Here is a 17,859-nt window from a genome sequence, read left to right on the forward strand (position 1 = left end):
ATGTCCCAAGCCCTGATCATAGTAGCGGTACTGATAGTATTGGCGCTGGCAGTTTATGCCGCGTCACTGCTGTGGCAGCTGAAAAAGCAAACCGAGGCGCGCGCCAAAGCGCAGGCCGAGCAGAAAGCTGTCGCCGATGCCCGCCGCGAATCGATATTTGAAGATATTCGCTACATTGCCCACGCCATGTTGGAAGACAGATGTGAAGTCTCCGAAGGCGTGGTACGGATTGCCCGGCTGTTCGAAGCACTGTCACTCAGTGAGCGGGTCAGCGGCGACTATCCGGCGCTGTTCAAGCACTTTGAGCGCATTCGCAACCATCCGATTATGGAAGAGCGTAAGGCGCTGCCAAAGCAGGAGCGGATGCGGTTTGACTTCGAGCGGATGAAATCCGAATCCGAACTGACTGACGCCATACTGGACGACGCCAAGCGATTGAAAGAGTTTAAACTTTCAAGCTGTCACTGATGGGCTGTCACTGACAGGCAGCCAGATGCCGGATACACAAAAGGGCGCTATGCGCCCTTTTTGTTTGTCTGAAGCAGATAAAACGCCATCTTATTTCACCCGCTGACCATCCTTAATCACCAGCTGCACATTCTCAAGCAGGCTGATATTTTCCAGCGGATTACCCTTCACACCCACCAAGTCGGCAAGCTGCCCTGCCTTAATGGAGCCAAGCTCGCTCTGCCCCAGCACTGAGGCTGCCACCGAGGTAGCCGACTGAATAGCCGCCATTTCCGGCATGCCCGCCTGCACCATAAGAGTGAATTCACGGCCGTTTTTGCCATGCTCGAACACCCCGGCATCGGTACCAAAGGCGATGGTCACGCCCGCTTTATAGGCCTTGGCAAAGGTATCCTGAATTTTGGGGCCGATTTTCGCCGCCTTGGGGCGCACCAGCTCGGGAAAGAAGCCGTCAATCTTGGCCTTGTCGGCCACGTACTCGCCCGCAGTCAGGGTTGGCACCAGCGCCACGCCGTTTTTCTTCATCAGCGCAAACAGCTCTTCATCCATGTAAGTGCCGTGCTCTATGGTGTTGACCCCGGCGAGAATAGCGCGCTTCATGCCTTCTTTGCCGTGGGCATGTACCGCCACCTTAAAACCGTAGTCTTTGGCGGCGGCGACTATGGCGGTGAGTTCCTCATCGGTAAACTGCGGGTTTTCACCGCTCTTGGCCACCGACAACACCCCGCCGGTGGCGGTGATCTTGATAAGGTCGGAACCGTCTTTATAGCGCTGGCGCACGGCCTTGTAGGCCTCGGCCGCACCGTTTATTACCCCTTCTTTTGGCCCCGGGTCACCCATCAGCTCGTGATTACGGCCATTGGTCTTATCGGCGTGGCCGCCGGTGGTGGCAATGCTGGTGCCGGCAGTAAAAATCCGCGGCCCCTCGACCCAGCCCTTGTTTATGGCGTTACGCAGCGCGATGGAGCCAAGCCCGGCATCGCCCAAGTCCCGCACCGTGGTAAAGCCCGCATTCAGGGTGAGTTTGCCGTACATCACGCCGCGCAGTGCCACATCGGCCGGGTTCAGGGTATAGGGTTCGAGGTAAGCGTCTTTACTGCCCTGAAACGTCAGGTGGGTGTGCATATCGATAAAGCCGGGCATCAGGGTGCCATCGCGCCAATCGATTACTGTATCGCCCTCGCCCGGTGCGCGAAAACCCCGCTCGATAGCCTGAATGCGATTGCCGTCCAGCACGACTGTAGCCTCGGTCACGGCCTTGGCCGAGACCCCATCAACCACGGTGCCCGCATGGATGAGGGTCAGTGCGTGAGCGTTGGCACATAACGCCCACAAACTGACAGACAAGAGGGTCTTTTTCATGGATATTCCTTCCCCTGTGACGAAATTTACAACCTGGATCAAGGTTCTTTGGCCGAAAAGGCCTCATACTTCGCCCATTGCTAAATTACCGGAGGACACGACTTGAAGCAGCCCACTACCATCAGCTGGGATCAGTCGATGATCGAGAAATACAACTACAGCGGTCCCCGTTACACCTCGTATCCAACGGCGCTGGAATTCAACGACGGCTTTACCGAGCAAGATCTGCTGAGTGCCATTGAGCACAGCAAGAGCGACAAACTGTCACTCTATATTCACATTCCCTTCTGTGCCAAGCTTTGTTACTACTGTGGTTGTAACAAGGTCATCACCCGCCACGCCCATAAGGCTGATCAGTACATCGAATATCTGGCGAGTGAAATCTTAAGCCGGGCCCCGCTGTTCAAGGGCTATACCGTGACCCAGATGCACTGGGGCGGCGGCACGCCGACCTTCCTGAGCCCTGCTCAAATTCTGCGTCTGACCAAGCTTTTGAAGGACAACTTCAACTTTTCCGCCGAAGGCGAGTTCTCCATTGAAGTTGACCCGCGTGAAATTGAGCTGACCATGCTCGATACTCTCAAAGAAGCCGGATTCAACCGTATTTCCATCGGGGTGCAGGACTTCAATAAGCAGGTTCAGGAAGCGGTAAACCGCCCGCAGGACGAGCAGTTTATTTTCGACCTGATTGGCAAGGCCAAGGCCATGGGTTTCGAATCTACCAACGTGGATTTGATTTACGGCCTGCCACATCAAACGCCAGAAAGCTTCGCCGAGACCATCCAGCGTATTCTCGATTTGTCGCCAGACCGCCTGTCGGTGTTCAACTACGCCCACCTGCCTGCGCGCTTTGCCGCCCAGCGCAAAATTAAGGACGAAGATCTGCCATCACCGCAGCAGAAGCTGGAAATCCTGCACCAGACCATCGAGACCCTGGTCGGCGCCGGTTATCAGTACATCGGCATGGATCACTTCGCCAAGCCAGACGACGAGCTCGCCAAGCTGCAACGCGCCGGCAAGCTGCACCGCAACTTCCAGGGCTACACCACCCAGGAAGAATGCGACCTGCTGGGCCTGGGTGTATCGTCCATCAGCCAGATTGGCGACTGCTACGCCCAGAACCAGAAAGATATCCGCCCCTACTACGAAGCCATCGACGACCATGGTCATGCGCTGTGGAAGGGCTGCAAGCTCAATCACGACGACGAAATCCGCCGCGTGGTGATTAAGCAGCTGATCTGTCACTTCGATTTGGATATGGCTGTTATCGATGAGAAGTTTGGCTTTACCTTCGAAGACTACTTCGCCCAGGATTTAAAGCTGCTGCAAACCTTTATCGACGACAAGCTGGTGACCATAGAAAACCGCCGCATCCATGTGTCTGATACAGGCCGCCTGCTTATTCGTAACATCTGCATGTGCTTCGACGTGTACTTCCGCGAGAAGGCCCGTCAGCAGCAGTTCTCACGGGTGATTTAAGCTTCAGGCTGCATCAGCCAACAAAAAACCGGCCACTGGGCCGGTTTTTTTATCAGCTTAATCGCTTACATCAGGCTTTGGCGGCGTACAGCGCTTTACGCTCTGAGTCAGAGATAAACGCCATCTCCACGCCATTGGCCTGCAGTTTGGCAAGCTCGGCGGCGCTGAAGCCCATCTCGTTATGGGCAAGGGCGTACTCGTGTTTGATGTCGATATTGCTCACACCCGGGTCGTCTGTGTTGAGGCACACCAGCACACCGGCATCCACGAAGGTGCGCAGCGGATGTTCAGCCAGCGACTTCACGGTGGAGGTTTGCAGGTTGGAGGTGGGGCAAGACTCGATACCAATGCGGTGCTTGGCCAGGTATTCCATCAGCTTGGGATCCTGAACCGCCTTCACGCCATGACCGATACGGGTAGCGCCCAGCTCCTGAATCGCCTGCCACATGCTTTCGGCACCGGCGGCCTCACCGGCGTGCACGGTAATGTTAAGCCCCGAGTCACGGGCGCGCTTGAAGTGATCGTTAAACAGGTTCCCCGGGAAGCCCAGCTCGTCACCGGCCAGGTCGATGGCCACCAGCTTGTCGCGATGGGCGAGCAGGCCATTCAGTTCGGCACTGCAGGCATCCACACCAAAGGAGCGGGACATGATACCAATCAGGTTAATCTTCACCTGTGGATGGTCTTTAAGCCCTTGATTCACGCCATCAATCACGGCTTCCACCACGCCTTCAATCGGCAGTTTGTGGTTCATCGCCATGTAGTAAGGGCTGAAACGCAGCTCGGCATAATCAAGGCCTGACAGCGCCGCATCGGCTACGTTTTCGCGGGCAACACGCTGCACTGCATCCAGATCGGCAAGTACGGCCACCATCCAGTCGAGTTTCTTCAAAAACGCGACCAGGCTGGTTTCCTTACCCTGAATTTGTACGAAAGGTGCCAGAGTCTCCAACGAATCCGCCGGCAAGGCGATACCGTGTTGATGACCCAGCTCCCAAATGGTTTGCACCCGGACGTTGCCGTCAAGATGCCGGTGGAGATCCACCAATGGAATCTTGTTATCTATCATAGTTAACCCCTGTTTGAATGCCCCGCCAACTGATTATGTTTTCTAGGTCTTGGGCAGACTCCAAGTTTAACACGCAAATTCGCTGTCTATTCCGACTAATCATCAATCTGCTCTCAAAATCAACAATTTCTCACAAAGTCAGCGGGTAAACTTTTGCCATTCGGACTGGAAAGGTGATGTGAGTCAGGCATAATCCCAGCGTGGAAAACTTAAAATTACAAGGAATCGGCATGCACAAGCTCTTCAAACCCACTCTGCTGGTTATCGCCGTTGGCGGCATCTTATCCGGCTGTAACGTCACTACCACCGCCAGTGACGCCTACAAATACAGTTACGACGCCAGCCGCCCGGCGCAAACTGCCGAGCCACAGAGCCAAGCAGCCGAAACCACCGCCAAGGTGGCACCGCTTGATAAAAATCTGCAAAGCATCATAGACAAGGCCTGGGCGCTTGAAGTTGAAATCAGCCCGGGCCTCGCCGCCAGCAAAGGCGATAAAGCCGCCGCCCGCAAGCTGCCGGATCTGTCACCCGAGCGCCTGGCCCAAACCCAGCTGAAGCGTCAGGAGCTACTCGCCTCCCTGACCGCGCTGGACCGCAGCAAGCTTTCCAAAGAAGACCGCATCAACGCCGACATTCTGCAGGGTCAAATCCAGAACGAAGTCGACATGTATGAGTTTAAAGACCACTACATGCCCATCTCGTCCGAAGGCGGATTCCACGCCTACATCGCCTCCATGGCCAAGGGCAGCTTCAAGACCCGCGAAGATTACGACAACTATCTGGCCAAGCTCGACGCCCTGCCCCAGTATTTTGCCCAGCAAACCTTCTGGCTGCGTCAGGGGCTCGCCAGCGGCATCACGCCACCCAAGGTAACGCTCAACGGCTTTGAAGACAGCATCAGCGCCTTTATGGTGCCGGTGGAGCAAAGCAGCTACTTCGAGCCGTTCAAGCAGTTTCCGGCAAGCTTCAGCGCCGCCGACAAAGCCGAGCTGACCAAAGCCGGTCGTAAAGCCGTGGCCGACAAGGTACTGCCCCAGTATCAGGCCTTCTATGACTTTATGACCACCGAATACATGCCGAATGCGCGCGAGACCATTGCCGCCTACGACATGCCAAACGGCAACGCCTTTTACGAAAACCGGGTGCGCTACTACACCACGCTGGACATGACCTCAGACGAAGTGCATCAGCTGGGCCTCAAAGAAGTGGCCCGCATCCGCGCCGAAATGGAAGAGGTCATCAAGAGCACCGGCTTTAAGGGCAGCTTCGATGAATTCCTGCACTTTTTGCGTACCGACCCGCGCTTCTACGCCACTACCCCCGAGCAGCTGTTGAAGGAAGCGGCCTACATCGCCAAGAAGGCCGATGCCATGCTGCCCAAGTTCTTTGGCAAGCTGCCGCGTCAGCCCTACGGCATCGAGCCGGTACCGGCAGAGATTGCGCCCAAGTACACCACAGGCCGCTACTCGGGCTCCTCCAGCCCCGATAAAGCCGGTTATTACTGGGTCAACACCTATGCACTCGACAAGCGCCCGCTGTACGAAATGGAAGCCCTGACCCTGCACGAGGCTGTGCCCGGTCATCACCTGCAAATCGCCCTCAATCAGGAGCTGGATAAACTGCCGGACTTTCGCCGTTACAGCTATATCTCCGCCTTCGGCGAAGGCTGGGGTCTGTACAGCGAGTATCTCGGGCTCGAAGGCGGCTTCTACACCGACCCTTACAGCAACTTTGGCCGCCTGACTTACGAGATGTGGCGCGCCGCCCGTCTGGTGGTGGATACAGGCATGCACGCCAAGGGCTGGAGCCGTCAGCAAGCCATCGACTTTATGGCCGGAAACACGGCGCTGTCGCTGCATAACGTCAACACCGAAATTGACCGCTACATCTCCTGGCCGGGTCAGGCGGTGTCGTACAAGATTGGCGAGCTGACCATCAAGCGTCTGCGCGCCAAGGCCGAGGCGGCGCTGGGCGATAAATTTGATATCCGCGCCTTCCACGACGCGGTGCTGGCCCACGGCAGTGTGCCCTTGTCGGTGCTGGAGCAGCAAATCGATGACTTTATTGCTACCGCCAAGGCAGGCTAAGCGCGCCAGTTTGGGTTAGTCTTAGCAGACAAACCGAAAGCCGGGGCTATGGCCCCGGCAATTTCGGCGACACCTGATGTTAAACTTGAAAAGCAAAACAACGTGTTAAAAAAATCCCTTATCGTCGCCCCCGCCCAGCAAGCGCTGTTTGACCGCTGCGAGCTTGGCACTCTGGATACAGCCCCCGGCATCCACATCGCCTGGATGGCCCTGGAGCACCCGAGCCCCAAGGGCAGCATCGTCTTTTCCAACGGCCGTATCGAAGCCTTTATCAAGTATCTGGAGCTGTATCAGGCGTTTTATGATGCCGGCTACAGCGTCTATGCCCTCGACCATCGCGGTCAGGGGCTTTCGACCCGGGTCTGCGCCAACCCGCACATGGGCCACGTGGCAAAGTTTGATGATTACATCAGCGACCTGAGTGCCTTTATCAACGAAGTGGTGCGCTCAAGGGCAACAGCGCCGCTGTTTATGGCCGGTCATTCCATGGGCGGTGCCATCGGCACCCTCTATTTGCAGCAGCATCCGGGGCTGTTCAAGGCGGCCTGTTTTTCGGCGCCCATGTATGGCATATGCCTGCCGATGAACAAGGTGTTTATCCGCTGGCTGGCGCACAAACTCGACGCCGCCGCCAAGGGCGGCGCCAACTACATTCTCGGCGGCAAGGACTACACGCCCGTGCCCTTTGCCAAAAATGAGCTGACCAAGAGCGAAGCGCGCTATCAGGCGTATCGGGAGCTGTATCAGGCCAATCCACGGCTGCAACTGGGCTCGCCCAGCAACCATTGGCTGCTGGAAGCGCTGGATGCCTGCGATGAAAGCTTGCTGGCGGCGCGGGAGAGTAAAATTCCGCTACTGATTTTGCAGGCGAGTGAAGACACTATCGTGGATAACAAGGCGCAAAACCGCGCGGTCGGCGGTCTGTGTGAGCTCCTGCCGATTGAAGGCGCCCGCCATGAAATTCTGATGGAGCAAGAGGAGCCGCGCAGCAAAGCCATTGCCGCCATGCTGGCGTTTTTTGACAAGGCAAATCGCTGAAGGGATTAATCGCCGGGAGGCGACTCAGGCAGGCATGTCGACCGGGTTATCTGTGTCCGGGCTCACCAACAAGGTGGCCGACATAGGCTTGCCAAGCAAATACCCCTGATAAAACTCGCAGCCCAGCCACTGCAAATGCTGGTGCTGGCTGCGGCTTTCAACGCCCTCGGCCACCACCTGCAATGTCAGGCTGTGGGCCATTTCCACAATCGCCCGCACTATGGCATCACCGGCTTCGGTGCCGATTTTCGCCACGAAGGCGGCATCGAGCTTAAGCCGTGACAAAGGCAGACTCTGCAAATAACTCAGCGACGAATAGCCGGTACCGAAGTCATCGATGGCGATGGAGAAACCCAGCGCCCGCAGCCGCTGCATGCGTTCGCTGATCACCGACAGATTCGACAGCAGCGCGTATTCGGTCAGCTCCAGCTCAATTTGCGACGGCGACACATCGTGGGCTTTAAGCAGTGCAATCAGGCGCTCAACAAAGTCACTCTGGTTGAAGTGGCGGGCACTGATGTTTACCGCCACCGCCGGCATCGGCGTGCCTCTGGCCGCCATGCTCTTGATGGTGCGGCACACTTCCAGCAGCACCCAGTGGCCAATACTGACGACTAGGCCGCAATCTTCCGCCGCCGGAATAAAACGCGCCGGCGAAATTGGCCCGCGCTCGGGGTGATACCAGCGGCACAGGGCTTCGCAGCACACCAGCTCCCCGGCCTGGTTGTAGATAGGCTGAAACACCAGCGACAACTGATTGCGCTCAATGGCGTGGCGCAGCTCGTTTTGCAGCCACAGATTTTCGGTCGCCTTACCTTCAAGCTCGTCGGTGTACAGAGCACAGCCGTTGCGGCCACTGTCTTTGGCGGCGTACATGGCCATGTCGGCACGCTTAAGCAGCTGCGAGGCTTCCAGCGGATGCTGATTGTCGAACAGGCAAATACCGACCGAAGCCGATACGTTAATCTGCTGATCAGCAAGATTAAAGGTGCGCGCCAGCAACTGACGCAGCTCAGACCCGAGCTGCTGCGCCTGATGGGCAGCGGTGGCGCTGTCCTTGGCTAAGTCGAGCACCATAATGGCAAACTCATCGCCACCGAGGCGGGCCACCAGCGCATTGTCGGTAAAAAAGCCCGACAGCCGCGCCGCCACCTGAATAAGCAGCCGGTCACCGTGATGATGGCCGAGGGCATCGTTAATCAGCTTGAAGTTATCCAAATCAATCAGCAGCAGCGCGCCGGTGCGCGCCATGGCGGCGCTGGAGGCCTGCTGGAATTCAAACAGCGCGTCCATCACGGCGCGGCGGTTTGCCAGATTGGTGAGGGCATCGTGGTTGGCCTGATGGGCAATCGCCTGTTGGTTGCGCACATCTTCAGACACATCGCGCTGGCTGCCAATGAGCCGCGCCGGACGACCGTCCGGTTGCCATTCCACCACCATGCCACGGTCCAGCACCCAAATGTAGTGCCCCTGGCGATGGCGCATGCGGTGGCGGCTTTCGTACACATCGCTTTTGCCATTAAGGTAGGACTGCAGCTTTTCCAGTACCTGCGCTTTGTCGTCAGGATGCAGCAGCCGCTCCCATGCGCCGTATTCGGTGCCGATTTCGCCGGGGGCAAACCCCAGCATTAGCTTCCAGCGGTCCGATAAAAACAGCTCATCTGAAGCCAGTTGCCAGTCCCAAATGCCGGTTTGCGAGCCTTCTACCGCAAACAGCCAACGCTGCTCGGCATCGCGCAGCTGCTTTTGCGACCGCTGCAGCCTGGATTCATTCTGGTACAGGTATTCCTGCAAGCGGGCAAGCTCGGTGGAGGCAAAGTCCACGGTGCGGGCCAACGCCTCAGGCTCGCCGCGGCGCGCCAGCCCCAGCAGTTGCCGCAGTGGCCGCACACAAACAAAATGGAACACGATTAAAAACAGGATGATAAATACGGCGCCGCCACCCCAGATCTGCATAAAACGCTGCTCAAGCTGGCCAATAGCGCGGCCGTAGGCACCTGAGAGGTCGTATTCAAGGTAAATCAGGTTGATATCGCCGTAGCGCGGAATGCCTTTGTGGCTGAGGGGATAATAGGCCTGAATGGACAGCCGCTGCGGATTGATTTCGACCCAGGGCTTGTCGGCGGTCACGGTTTGCTGATGGCGAAGCACATCATAACCATCAATCACCTGACTGGCGCGGCTGCCCTGCCACACCAGATGGTTGGCGTAGCGAATGTTGCTGGCCGGGTCCACCAGCACCAGCACCATCAAATCCAAGTCGGTCGCCGCCAGCGACACCTCCTGCGAGATGCGCTCCACGTCCTGAACCGCCATGGCATCGGAGACAATATGCTGCAGCCGGAACATCTGGTTGCGCACCTGCGCCAGTTGGTTTTGGGCTACCTGCTGCTGGGTTTCAGATTTCTCATACCAATACTCGGCCACTACCAACATCAGGTAGAGCAGCATCAGGCAAAGAGGCGCCATCAAGGCCAATGACAGTCGCGGCAGTCTCGGCAAACCGGGTTCCGTGTATTTATAGGATTAACCCGGCCTATGCTATCGGTATTCCCTGACTTTGGCAAAATTCCATATACAGCACGGCACTCCATAATTCAGATTAAATTCATGAATAAAAAGTGATTTATCCTTTGGTCTAATCAGATACCAAACGCAGTGTTCTGTATGGAAATGTGTTTCGCGCGCCGCCTCGCCATGAAAAAAGGGCCCGAAGGCCCCTTTTACATTACTTAGCTCATACTTACTGCCGATAAGCACTGAAAAACCGCTCACCAGCTCACGCAAGCCGAGACCAACTTGCCCGGCAATTCCTCAACAGCAGGATCGGTTATCGCTGTCAGCGACCGGACCGTATAGCCATCAGCGACCGAAAGTATCGCAGGCCCCCATGGACGATGCCTTAAAGCCGGTGTCGAACCAGCGCATCCGCTCGGCCGAACTGCCGTGGGTGAATTTTTCCGGCATCACCCGGCCGGTGGCGTTTTTCTGCAGCGTGTCATCGCCAATCGCCTTGGCGGCGGTAATGGCCTCTTCAAAGTCGCCCCGCTCCAGCAAACCCTTACGCTCGGCATCGGCGCCCCAGTATCCGGCAAGACAATCGGCCTGCAGCTCAAGCTTCACCGATAACTTATTGCCCTCAACCTTGCTGCTGCCCTGCTGGGCACGGTGTACTTTGTCGGATATATCCAGCAGATTCTGCACATGGTGCGCCACTTCGTGGGCTATCACATAAGCCTGCGCAAAGTCGCCGCCGGCCTTAAGGTCGGTTTTCATCTGGCGAAAGAACGACAAATCGATATACACCTTCTCATCGGGCGGGCAATAAAACGGCCCCATGGCCGCCTGCCCCATACCACACTGGGTTTGGGTGGCGCCGGTAAACATCACCAGGGTTGGTTCGCGGTATTGCATGCCCTGACTTGTAAACTCGGCGCGCCAGAAGTCTTCGGTTTCGGCCAGAATCACCTTCACAAAGTCGGCTTCGGTCTGATACGCCTTGGTATCACCCTCGGTGGTAATGACCTGTTGCCCCTGCGGCGCCAGCAAGTTAAGCGGGTTTTGCCCCAGCACCAGCATCACTACCACGCCGACCAGCAGCAACATCCGCCCGGTTTTGGTACGCACCAAGCCCAGCAGCAGCGGCAGCATGGATGCGCCTCCGGTGCCGGCCATGGCTGGCTGTTGCCCGCGTCTGTCTTCCACGTTGGAACTTTCCCGTCTGCCTTGCCAGCGCATGCTGTGTCTCCTTCACTGAAATTAACTCATTTTAGCGCCGCCGCCCCCGCCAAAGGCATACGACGAACAGGGGATAAATGGTCCCTTGTGCGTTGCGGCGCGTTATTTAAAGGTGAGATGGCCGCCAAGCCGGAAGCGACTGCCGGGATGCACCAGCCTGGCAAAGCTCACCACGCCCTGACGCGACCAAGTGCGGCGGATGATTTGCAGGCACGGCTCGGCTGCGTCGATTTCAAGACGGCTGCACACCTGTGCCTTGGGGCTGATAGCTTCAATAGTGTGGCGCGCCTCGGTTAGCGGCGCCACCTGTGACAAATACTCGTGCGGTGTCTGGGCGGTGAAATCCTGCTTAAGATATTCGGGAATAAGCTCAGGATTTACAAAGCGCTCTTCAAGTTGCAGCGGCACTCCTTCTTCGCAGTGCACCAGCAGCGAGTAAAACACCTCGCAGCCCTCTTCAAGCCCCAGCGCGATGGCAATCGGCGCGATGGCACGGATGGATTCAAGCTCCAGCACCCGCACGCTGTAGCCGTGGCCACGGGCACGGATTTCATCGGCGATATTACGGATGGACAGCATGCTCGACTGCGACTTAAGCGACGCGACAAAGGTGCCAAGCCCCTGGGAGCGCTCCAGCACCCCGGCGTCCACCAGTTCAGTCAGAGCGCGCCGCGCCGTCATCCGGCTGCAGCCAAATTGCTCCGCGAGTTGGTTCTCCGACGGCACCCGGCTGTTTTCGGCCCATTCACCCGACTCGATATGGCGGCGGATATGGTCTTTGATTTCGGCAAACTTGGCTGTGGTCATGGGCCTTCCTTGATGGGGCAACTGAGCCGGGCACCTGTCTTAGTGACGTATGGTCGGCTATAATCCGAGCTTGTATATACAAGTAGATACTGCTTGGTTTGGCAAAGATCAAGCCGTAACAATAGATTAGTCGGTGCCCGCACTGGTTTTCAGGCGGCGCGCCAACACCCTACCAGCACAGCAGGAGTCAGCATGTCTTGGGATCAGGTTTGGATTGATATCAACATTGCCACCATGGACCCGTCCAGCAACGAGGCCTACGGCGCCATCACCGAGGCGGCGCTGGCAGTAAAGGATGGCAAAATCGCCTGGATAGGCAAACGCGCCGATCTGCCCGAATTTGATGTGCTGGCAACCCCTGTCTATCGCGGCCACGGCGGCTGGCTCACCCCCGGCCTGATTGATGCCCACACCCATCTGGTGTTTGCCGGTAGCCGCGCCAACGAATTTGAACTGCGCCTGCAGGGCGCCAGCTACGAAGACATAGCCCGCGCCGGTGGTGGCATTGTCAGTACCGTAAAGGCCTGCCGCGAAGCCGATGAAGCCGAGCTGTTCGACCTCGCCCGTCGCCGCCTCAATGCGCTCGCCAAAGAAGGCGTGACCACGGTAGAAATCAAATCAGGCTACGGCCTTGATCTCGACACCGAACTTAAGCTGCTGCGGGTCGCCCGCGAACTTGGCAAACATCATCATGTGGATGTAGTTACCACCTTCCTTGGCGCCCATGCGGTGCCGCCCGAATTCAAGGGTCAGGGCGAAGCCGGAACCGAGGCCTATGTCGACTTGGTGGTCAACGAGATGCTGCCTGCCGTAGTGGCCGAGAATCTTGCCGATGCCGCCGACGTGTTCTGCGAAAACATCGCCTTTAACCTCGAGCAGACCGAGCGGGTGCTGAGCGCCGCCAAGGGGCTGGGACTGGATGTTAAACTGCACGCCGAGCAGCTCAGTAACCTTGGCGGCAGTGAACTGGCCGCACGCCTTGGTGCTAAGTCGGTTGACCATATCGAATACCTCGACGAAGCCGGTGTTAAGGCCATCGCCCACAGCGGCACCTGCGCCGTGCTGTTGCCGGGCGCCTTTTACTTCCTGCGCGAAACCAAGCTGCCTCCCATTGATCTTTTGCGTCACTATCAGGTGCCCATGGTGCTCGCCAGCGACTTTAACCCCGGCTCCTCTCCTATTTGCTCGACCCTGCTGATGCTGAACATGGGCTGCACTCTGTTCCGCTTAACGCCGGAAGAAGCACTCGCCGGAGTTACCCGCAACGCCGCCCGCGCCCTTGGCCGCGACCAGCGCGTTGGCGTATTGCGTGAAGGTATGGAGGCCGACTTCTGCCTGTGGCGCATCTCCACCCCGGCGGAATTAGCCTATTCCTACGGCGTGAATCCTCTGGTGGATGTGGTGAAGAGCGGGAAACTTGTTCATCAGTGATGCTGAGGCTCAGTCGCACGCGACTGAACGATAAAGGCCAAACAGTGCTTCAAAGGAGTGATCATGGAATTGTTTGTTTTTGAAATTGAGGACGGTTTAGCGTCCTTTCAGGTAAGCATTGAGTCTGAGTCGGCTGTGGACACCGGCAAAATCAGTGTACTGCCGGAAGATTATGAGGAGGTATTTATTCGGAGAGTCTACGGCTTTCCTGAGTTTATCCCTCACCCTAGCGCAATCCGGAGAACGGCGTCACCGTATGCAATGCACCGCGCGCTGACTAGCTTGAGGTATCAGTTTACGGTAACGTCCCATAGCGATTACATGGCGGTGGAGCGCGAGCATGAAAGGGCGTTTCTGGCTACAATGCCTGTGCATGACCCTTCGCTAGACGAGCATATCTGCTATTGAAGAAAAGCCCCGAATCCGGGGCTTTTTTGTTCAGACTCCGCGGTGCTTTTGAAGCTCATTCATTGCCGCAATCAGCAGGAAGTTAGAGCGGTCTTTATAGGCTGGTTCTTGCGCGACAAGGTTATCAATTTTCTTCAGTACCAAGCTTGGAAGCGTGACGTTTTTCTTTTCTGATCCGCCGAGGTAAGGCGTTAAATCCACTTCGAGCAGCGCCCAATGATGGCCGCGATATTCAGCAAGATGGATCAGCTCATCAATTTCCGACGCTGGCGGCGGGGTCTCCCCTGTATCCGCAAGGGATTCAAGGTGCATTTCGAGCGCGGCCTTGGCTTCCGACAGCGCTTCGGCGTAGGAGTCTCCGGCAGAGTAGCAGCCTTTAAGGTCAGGAAAGATCACGCAATATGCGCAATCATCCGAGCCTGCTTGAATTGCAATGGGATAGTGTCTGTACATTGCTGGATTCCATTTTGTTGAGAAAAGCGGTGGCAATTAATCACATTAACCACAATGCCAATAGAATAACTCCAACAACCCTATCTCGATAAGGGTAAATGAATCTATTCAAGCCTATATGCAGCAACCTAAACCAAGGCAAACAGGCAAGCTTCACCCGTTCCTGTGTTCACCAGCGTGGGCACGGGGGGTTATCTGTAGACAAGCCGCATAAACCACATAACAATGGCCTCTTTTGCGCCTGCGGCCTACCTGCCGCCTGACTTCTTGGCGCATCTTACCTAAAGGAATTCTTTACATGACACGGATATTCGCGTTTCTGCTTGCCTGCGCCGCTAATCTGGCAACAGCAAACCAAGCCTTCGCCAACGCCCCAACAAACCCCAAAATGACCGAGGTGCAGGTTGCCAGCGCACTTGGCGAGCAGCGCGGCGAGGGTCAGCCCTATGAGGTGGTCGGCACCGAAGTCTGGAATGTCGCCGACCCCAAGAGTGGCCGCGATTATCAGGTGTTTGTCGCGCTGCCGCCTTCCTATGACAAGGAGACAGAGCGACGCTATCCGGTGCTTTATGTCACCGATGCCGACTATGCCTTTGCCATGCTCAGACAAATCACCCGCCGCCTCAATCTCGATAAGCCGGTGGTGGAAGAATACATTCTGGTGGGGCTGTCCTACGCCATTGGTGAAGGCGGCATGCCAAGCAGAAGGCGCGATTACACGCCATCCCTCAATGGCCCGAATACCGACACGCCACATGGTCAGGGGCAGCAATACCTGCAGTATCTGGCGCAGAGCGTATTCCCCTTTATTGCCGATAAGTACCGCACCGACGAGGCGCGCAGACTGTTCCTTGGCCACTCCTACGGCGGCCTGCTGGGCGCTCAGGCCATGTTTACTGCCCCCGAGATGTTTTCAGGCTTAATCCTTGGCAGCCCGTCCTTTTGGTTTGATGAGCATGTGATGTGGTCGTTCGAGCAGCGCTATGCCAAATCAAACAAAGACCTGGCAGCACGGGTGTATGTGTACGTGGGCGAATATGAAGACATGAAGCCGGGGGATGAGCGTTACGCCACCCGCTACAACATGGTGACCGACGCACGCCAGTTTGAGAAAACCCTCAAACAGCGCGGCTATCCCTCCCTTAAGCTGCGCCTAGATGTACTGAACGACGAAGATCATTTAAGTGTGGCACCACGCGGCTTTACCCATGGACTTAAGTTCCTGCTGCCGGCAAAAGGCGCCAAATAGGGCGCCAGCAAGCGTTTCTGTTCTCTACGAAAAGGCGCCCTTGGGCGCCTTTTTGCTGCCCGGTTTCAGGCAAAGCCCGGTCAAAGTTGGCGAATTTGTGCTGCGACTGCTAACCTCAATTGTATAAAAAGCAGTCAGCCACAGTAGCAAAAGGACGCCGCAATGCTGTTATTTCTCACCGTAAAACAACGGATTTTGTTGCTGGTCACCCTGCCACTGCTGGCATTTATTCTGCTTGGCAGTTTTGTCATGCACGAAATCAATAACATGCAGCACGAAATCGATGAGATGTTCGAACATCGCCTGCTGCCTATGCATGAAATAGCCTCGGTGCAAAACGACCTCACCGTCGACATAGCCGAGCTGCTGTATGCCAACCATCAGGGCAAACTCTCCGGTGACGAGCTTAAACGGCAGGTGGCCGAGGTGCGAAGCCACGCCATGAAGGAATGGAGCGCGTACACCAGCATCAGCCACGGCCCCCAAGAAGAAGAGATGATTGCGCAAACCAAGCCCTTGATTGCCGCGCTGGATTCGTGGCTGGACTCCATGCTCTCTGGCATTAACGGCGCTCCGGCCTCTGACGCACAGCTTAACCAACTGCGTGAACTGGCAACGCCCCTTAACGACAAGTTGGAACGCCTGATAGAAAAACAGGTGCAAATGAGTCAGGAACTAAAGCAGCAGGGCGACCAGGAAGCCGCCGCCACCCGCAAGGTGCTGCTCGGATCCGGCATCGGCCTGCTCCTTCTGCTTAGCCTCATCGGTGTGGCTGTGTTTCGGGGAATACACAGCTCGCTGTCTGAGCTTGGCAACACCATCAGCTACATTACCCAATCGGCCGATTTAACCCGCAGGGTCGCCGTCAAAGGCTCAGACGAACTGGCCAATATCGGCCACTCCTTCAACAGCATGACAGCGAAACTGCAAAGCCTGGTGAATAACATTTTTTCAGGCATTAAAACCTTAAGTGCCGCATCAGAAGAAATGAGCAACATCAGCAGCGTGATGGCATCCACCTCAGAGCAGCAAAGCCAGCAAACCACCATGATAGCCACCGCCGTCACAGAGATGAACGCCGCCATCGCCGAGGTATCTCAAAATGCGGTCAACACCTCGAATCAGGCCAGTGAGGTCGAAAGCCTCACCAAAGAAGGCGGCGACGCAATCCGCGACAGCATCGAATCGGTCGAGGTACTGGCGGGCATAGTTATCAGCAATGCAGAAATTATTCAGGATCTTAACAAGCAAAGTAATGAGATAAATCAGGTGGTGCTGATGATCCGTGGCGTGGCGGAGCAAACCAATCTGCTGGCACTGAATGCCGCGATTGAAGCGGCCCGTGCCGGCGACTCAGGCCGCGGTTTTGCGGTGGTGGCCGACGAAGTACGCCAGCTCGCCCACAACACTCAAAAAGCCACCGAGAACATTACCGAAATGATTAACCGGCTGCAAAGCATGTCGCAGCAGGCGGTTAAAGAGATGGGCCGCGCCGAAGCCAGCGCCCGCAGCAGCCGCGAGAAAGCTGAAAATTCCTCATCCATCATCGGGCAAATTCAGGCATCCATTAACCAGATAGTGATGATGAATGCCCAAGTATCCACGGCCACCGAGGAGCAAGCGGCGGTGATTGCCGATATAGCCCAAAGCATCAATGAGTTTCAGGAAAGCATCGCCTCAGTCACCGAAAATGCCCAGCACAATGCCGATGCCAGCACTGAGCTGGCAAACCTTGGCGTTACCCTAAAGGATGAAGTGGCGCGCTTCAAAGTGTAAATAAGCGCCGCCATTAACAAAAAGCCGCATCAGATGCGGCTTTTTTGTATGACATGCACTGGGCTTATCAATCCTTGTCGCGCTCGCGGCCAAGCACCTTCACCCCGGCGGTGCCGTCTTTGGCCTCACCAAACACTTCGATGTGTTTCACGCAGCGACGGTAAGAAAACTTGCGCCAATCTGTGGTCTCGCCTTTTTTCAGTTTGCGCTGAAACTGAATGGTGCGGGTCTCGCCGTTACGGAAGGTAAATACCGCCTTACGCAGATGCAGGTCGCGCTCGGCGCGGATTTTTACCGCATCGGTTTTGCGGCAAATAATCAGTGGGATTTCGGCGCCGTGGTTGCTGTGTTCCAGCAAAATGGTGCGGCCGAGGGTGATATCGTCTGCCTGCGCTGCAACACTGCTGCACAGCAGGCCAAATGCGGCAAAGCCGCCTAGAAAGGTTCTGATCATTATGTCTTGTCTGGTTTGTTGCCGGTTTTGGATACCGCGC

15 protein-coding genes are annotated in these 17,859 nt (G+C 56.5%); 8 read left to right on the plus strand and 7 right to left on the minus strand.

All coding sequences use genetic code 11. The features are described from left to right. Entirely contained in the window at window positions 1–468 is a 468-nt protein-coding gene (locus KJI95_RS16795; protein WP_214508354.1) for a DUF2489 domain-containing protein, read from the plus strand. Between the two features lie 90 nt (window positions 469–558). Here KJI95_RS16795 and KJI95_RS16800 read toward each other — a convergent pair whose 3' ends face one another. After that, on the minus strand, window positions 559–1,830 hold the full coding sequence (locus KJI95_RS16800) for a metal-dependent hydrolase family protein (RefSeq protein ID WP_214508355.1): 1,272 nt from the start codon (window positions 1,828–1,830) through the stop codon (window positions 559–561). Window positions 1,831–1,932: 102 nt separating this feature from the next. Between KJI95_RS16800 and hemN the strand changes: the two genes are divergently transcribed. Further along, window positions 1,933–3,309, plus strand: coding sequence for an oxygen-independent coproporphyrinogen III oxidase (gene hemN / locus KJI95_RS16805; RefSeq protein ID WP_284730718.1), 1,377 nt, complete (start codon window positions 1,933–1,935; stop codon window positions 3,307–3,309). Between the two features lie 70 nt (window positions 3,310–3,379). Here hemN and add read toward each other — a convergent pair whose 3' ends face one another. Further along, a complete protein-coding gene (gene add / locus KJI95_RS16810) occupies window positions 3,380–4,378 on the minus strand; it encodes an adenosine deaminase (protein ID WP_214508356.1) in 999 nt (332 codons plus the stop codon). A 230-nt stretch (window positions 4,379–4,608) separates the two neighbouring features. Here add and KJI95_RS16815 point away from each other — a divergent pair, with 230 nt between their 5' ends. Together KJI95_RS16815 and KJI95_RS16820 are read left to right on the plus strand one after the other, a co-directional pair. Continuing rightward, on the plus strand, window positions 4,609–6,465 hold the full coding sequence (locus KJI95_RS16815; protein WP_214508357.1) for a DUF885 domain-containing protein: 1,857 nt from the start codon (window positions 4,609–4,611) through the stop codon (window positions 6,463–6,465). A 102-nt stretch (window positions 6,466–6,567) separates the two neighbouring features. Then, a complete protein-coding gene (locus KJI95_RS16820; RefSeq protein ID WP_349356754.1) occupies window positions 6,568–7,503 on the plus strand; it encodes an alpha/beta fold hydrolase in 936 nt (311 codons plus the stop codon). A 24-nt stretch (window positions 7,504–7,527) separates the two neighbouring features. Here the strand turns inward: KJI95_RS16820 and KJI95_RS16825 are convergent, their stop codons facing one another. From KJI95_RS16825 to hutC, 3 genes are all read right to left on the minus strand, one after another. Further along, window positions 7,528–10,005 (minus strand): putative bifunctional diguanylate cyclase/phosphodiesterase, encoded by a 2,478-nt coding sequence (locus KJI95_RS16825; RefSeq protein WP_250885911.1) that lies wholly within the window; start codon window positions 10,003–10,005, stop codon window positions 7,528–7,530. A 360-nt stretch (window positions 10,006–10,365) separates the two neighbouring features. After that, a complete protein-coding gene (ypfJ, locus tag KJI95_RS16830) occupies window positions 10,366–11,241 on the minus strand; it encodes a KPN_02809 family neutral zinc metallopeptidase (protein ID WP_214508359.1) in 876 nt (291 codons plus the stop codon). A 102-nt stretch (window positions 11,242–11,343) separates the two neighbouring features. Then, window positions 11,344–12,048 carry a histidine utilization transcriptional repressor HutC gene (gene hutC / locus KJI95_RS16835; protein ID WP_214508360.1) on the minus strand — a complete coding sequence of 235 codons (705 nt, stop codon included), beginning with the start codon at window positions 12,046–12,048 and terminating at the stop codon, window positions 11,344–11,346. Window positions 12,049–12,240: 192 nt separating this feature from the next. On the opposite strand from hutC, the gene hutI reads away from it, so the two are divergent. Both hutI and KJI95_RS16845 read left to right on the plus strand, forming a co-directional pair. Next, window positions 12,241–13,479, plus strand: coding sequence for an imidazolonepropionase (gene hutI, locus KJI95_RS16840; protein WP_214508361.1), 1,239 nt, complete (start codon window positions 12,241–12,243; stop codon window positions 13,477–13,479). A 63-nt stretch (window positions 13,480–13,542) separates the two neighbouring features. Beyond that, window positions 13,543–13,887, plus strand: coding sequence for a hypothetical protein (locus KJI95_RS16845; RefSeq protein ID WP_214508362.1), 345 nt, complete (start codon window positions 13,543–13,545; stop codon window positions 13,885–13,887). A 30-nt stretch (window positions 13,888–13,917) separates the two neighbouring features. On the opposite strand, the gene KJI95_RS16850 is transcribed toward KJI95_RS16845, so the two are convergent. Then, complete coding sequence (locus tag KJI95_RS16850) at window positions 13,918–14,340, minus strand: type II toxin-antitoxin system HicB family antitoxin (RefSeq protein WP_214508363.1); 423 nt, start codon at window positions 14,338–14,340, stop codon at window positions 13,918–13,920. 298 nt (window positions 14,341–14,638) lie between these two features. Between KJI95_RS16850 and KJI95_RS16855 the strand changes: the two genes are divergently transcribed. Together KJI95_RS16855 and KJI95_RS16860 are read left to right on the plus strand one after the other, a co-directional pair. Then, the gene (locus tag KJI95_RS16855) at window positions 14,639–15,589 is read left to right on the plus strand and encodes an alpha/beta hydrolase (RefSeq protein ID WP_214508364.1); all 951 of its coding nucleotides are present in this window, start codon (window positions 14,639–14,641) and stop codon (window positions 15,587–15,589) included. A gap of 162 nt (window positions 15,590–15,751) precedes the next feature. Continuing rightward, window positions 15,752–17,365, plus strand: coding sequence for a HAMP domain-containing methyl-accepting chemotaxis protein (locus KJI95_RS16860; RefSeq protein WP_214508365.1), 1,614 nt, complete (start codon window positions 15,752–15,754; stop codon window positions 17,363–17,365). Window positions 17,366–17,432: 67 nt separating this feature from the next. On the opposite strand, the gene KJI95_RS16865 is transcribed toward KJI95_RS16860, so the two are convergent. Beyond that, window positions 17,433–17,819 carry a DUF2541 family protein gene (locus KJI95_RS16865; RefSeq protein WP_214508366.1) on the minus strand — a complete coding sequence of 129 codons (387 nt, stop codon included), beginning with the start codon at window positions 17,817–17,819 and terminating at the stop codon, window positions 17,433–17,435. Between the last annotated feature and the right edge of the window lie 40 nt (window positions 17,820–17,859).

Origin of the sequence: Shewanella jiangmenensis (genome assembly GCF_018596335.1) — a bacterium.
Taxonomy (GTDB): domain Bacteria; phylum Pseudomonadota; class Gammaproteobacteria; order Enterobacterales; family Shewanellaceae; genus Shewanella; species Shewanella jiangmenensis.

Bases quoted from the DNA above. Each gene is read 5' to 3' on its own strand.
- KJI95_RS16795 (WP_214508354.1), top strand. From the start codon at position 1: ATGTCCCAAGCCCTGATCATAGTAGCGGTACTGATAGTATTGGCGCTG.
- KJI95_RS16800 (WP_214508355.1), bottom strand. From the start codon at position 1,830: ATGAAAAAGACCCTCTTGTCTGTCAGTTTGTGGGCGTTATGTGCCAAC.
- add (WP_214508356.1), bottom strand. From the start codon at position 4,378: ATGATAGATAACAAGATTCCATTGGTGGATCTCCACCGGCATCTTGAC.
- KJI95_RS16815 (WP_214508357.1), top strand. From the start codon at position 4,609: ATGCACAAGCTCTTCAAACCCACTCTGCTGGTTATCGCCGTTGGCGGC.
- ypfJ (WP_214508359.1), bottom strand. From the start codon at position 11,241: ATGCGCTGGCAAGGCAGACGGGAAAGTTCCAACGTGGAAGACAGACGC.
- hutC (WP_214508360.1), bottom strand. From the start codon at position 12,048: ATGACCACAGCCAAGTTTGCCGAAATCAAAGACCATATCCGCCGCCAT.
- hutI (WP_214508361.1), top strand. From the start codon at position 12,241: ATGTCTTGGGATCAGGTTTGGATTGATATCAACATTGCCACCATGGAC.
- KJI95_RS16845 (WP_214508362.1), top strand. From the start codon at position 13,543: ATGGAATTGTTTGTTTTTGAAATTGAGGACGGTTTAGCGTCCTTTCAG.
- KJI95_RS16850 (WP_214508363.1), bottom strand. From the start codon at position 14,340: ATGTACAGACACTATCCCATTGCAATTCAAGCAGGCTCGGATGATTGC.
- KJI95_RS16855 (WP_214508364.1), top strand. From the start codon at position 14,639: ATGACACGGATATTCGCGTTTCTGCTTGCCTGCGCCGCTAATCTGGCA.
- KJI95_RS16860 (WP_214508365.1), top strand. From the start codon at position 15,752: ATGCTGTTATTTCTCACCGTAAAACAACGGATTTTGTTGCTGGTCACC.
- KJI95_RS16865 (WP_214508366.1), bottom strand. From the start codon at position 17,819: ATGATCAGAACCTTTCTAGGCGGCTTTGCCGCATTTGGCCTGCTGTGC.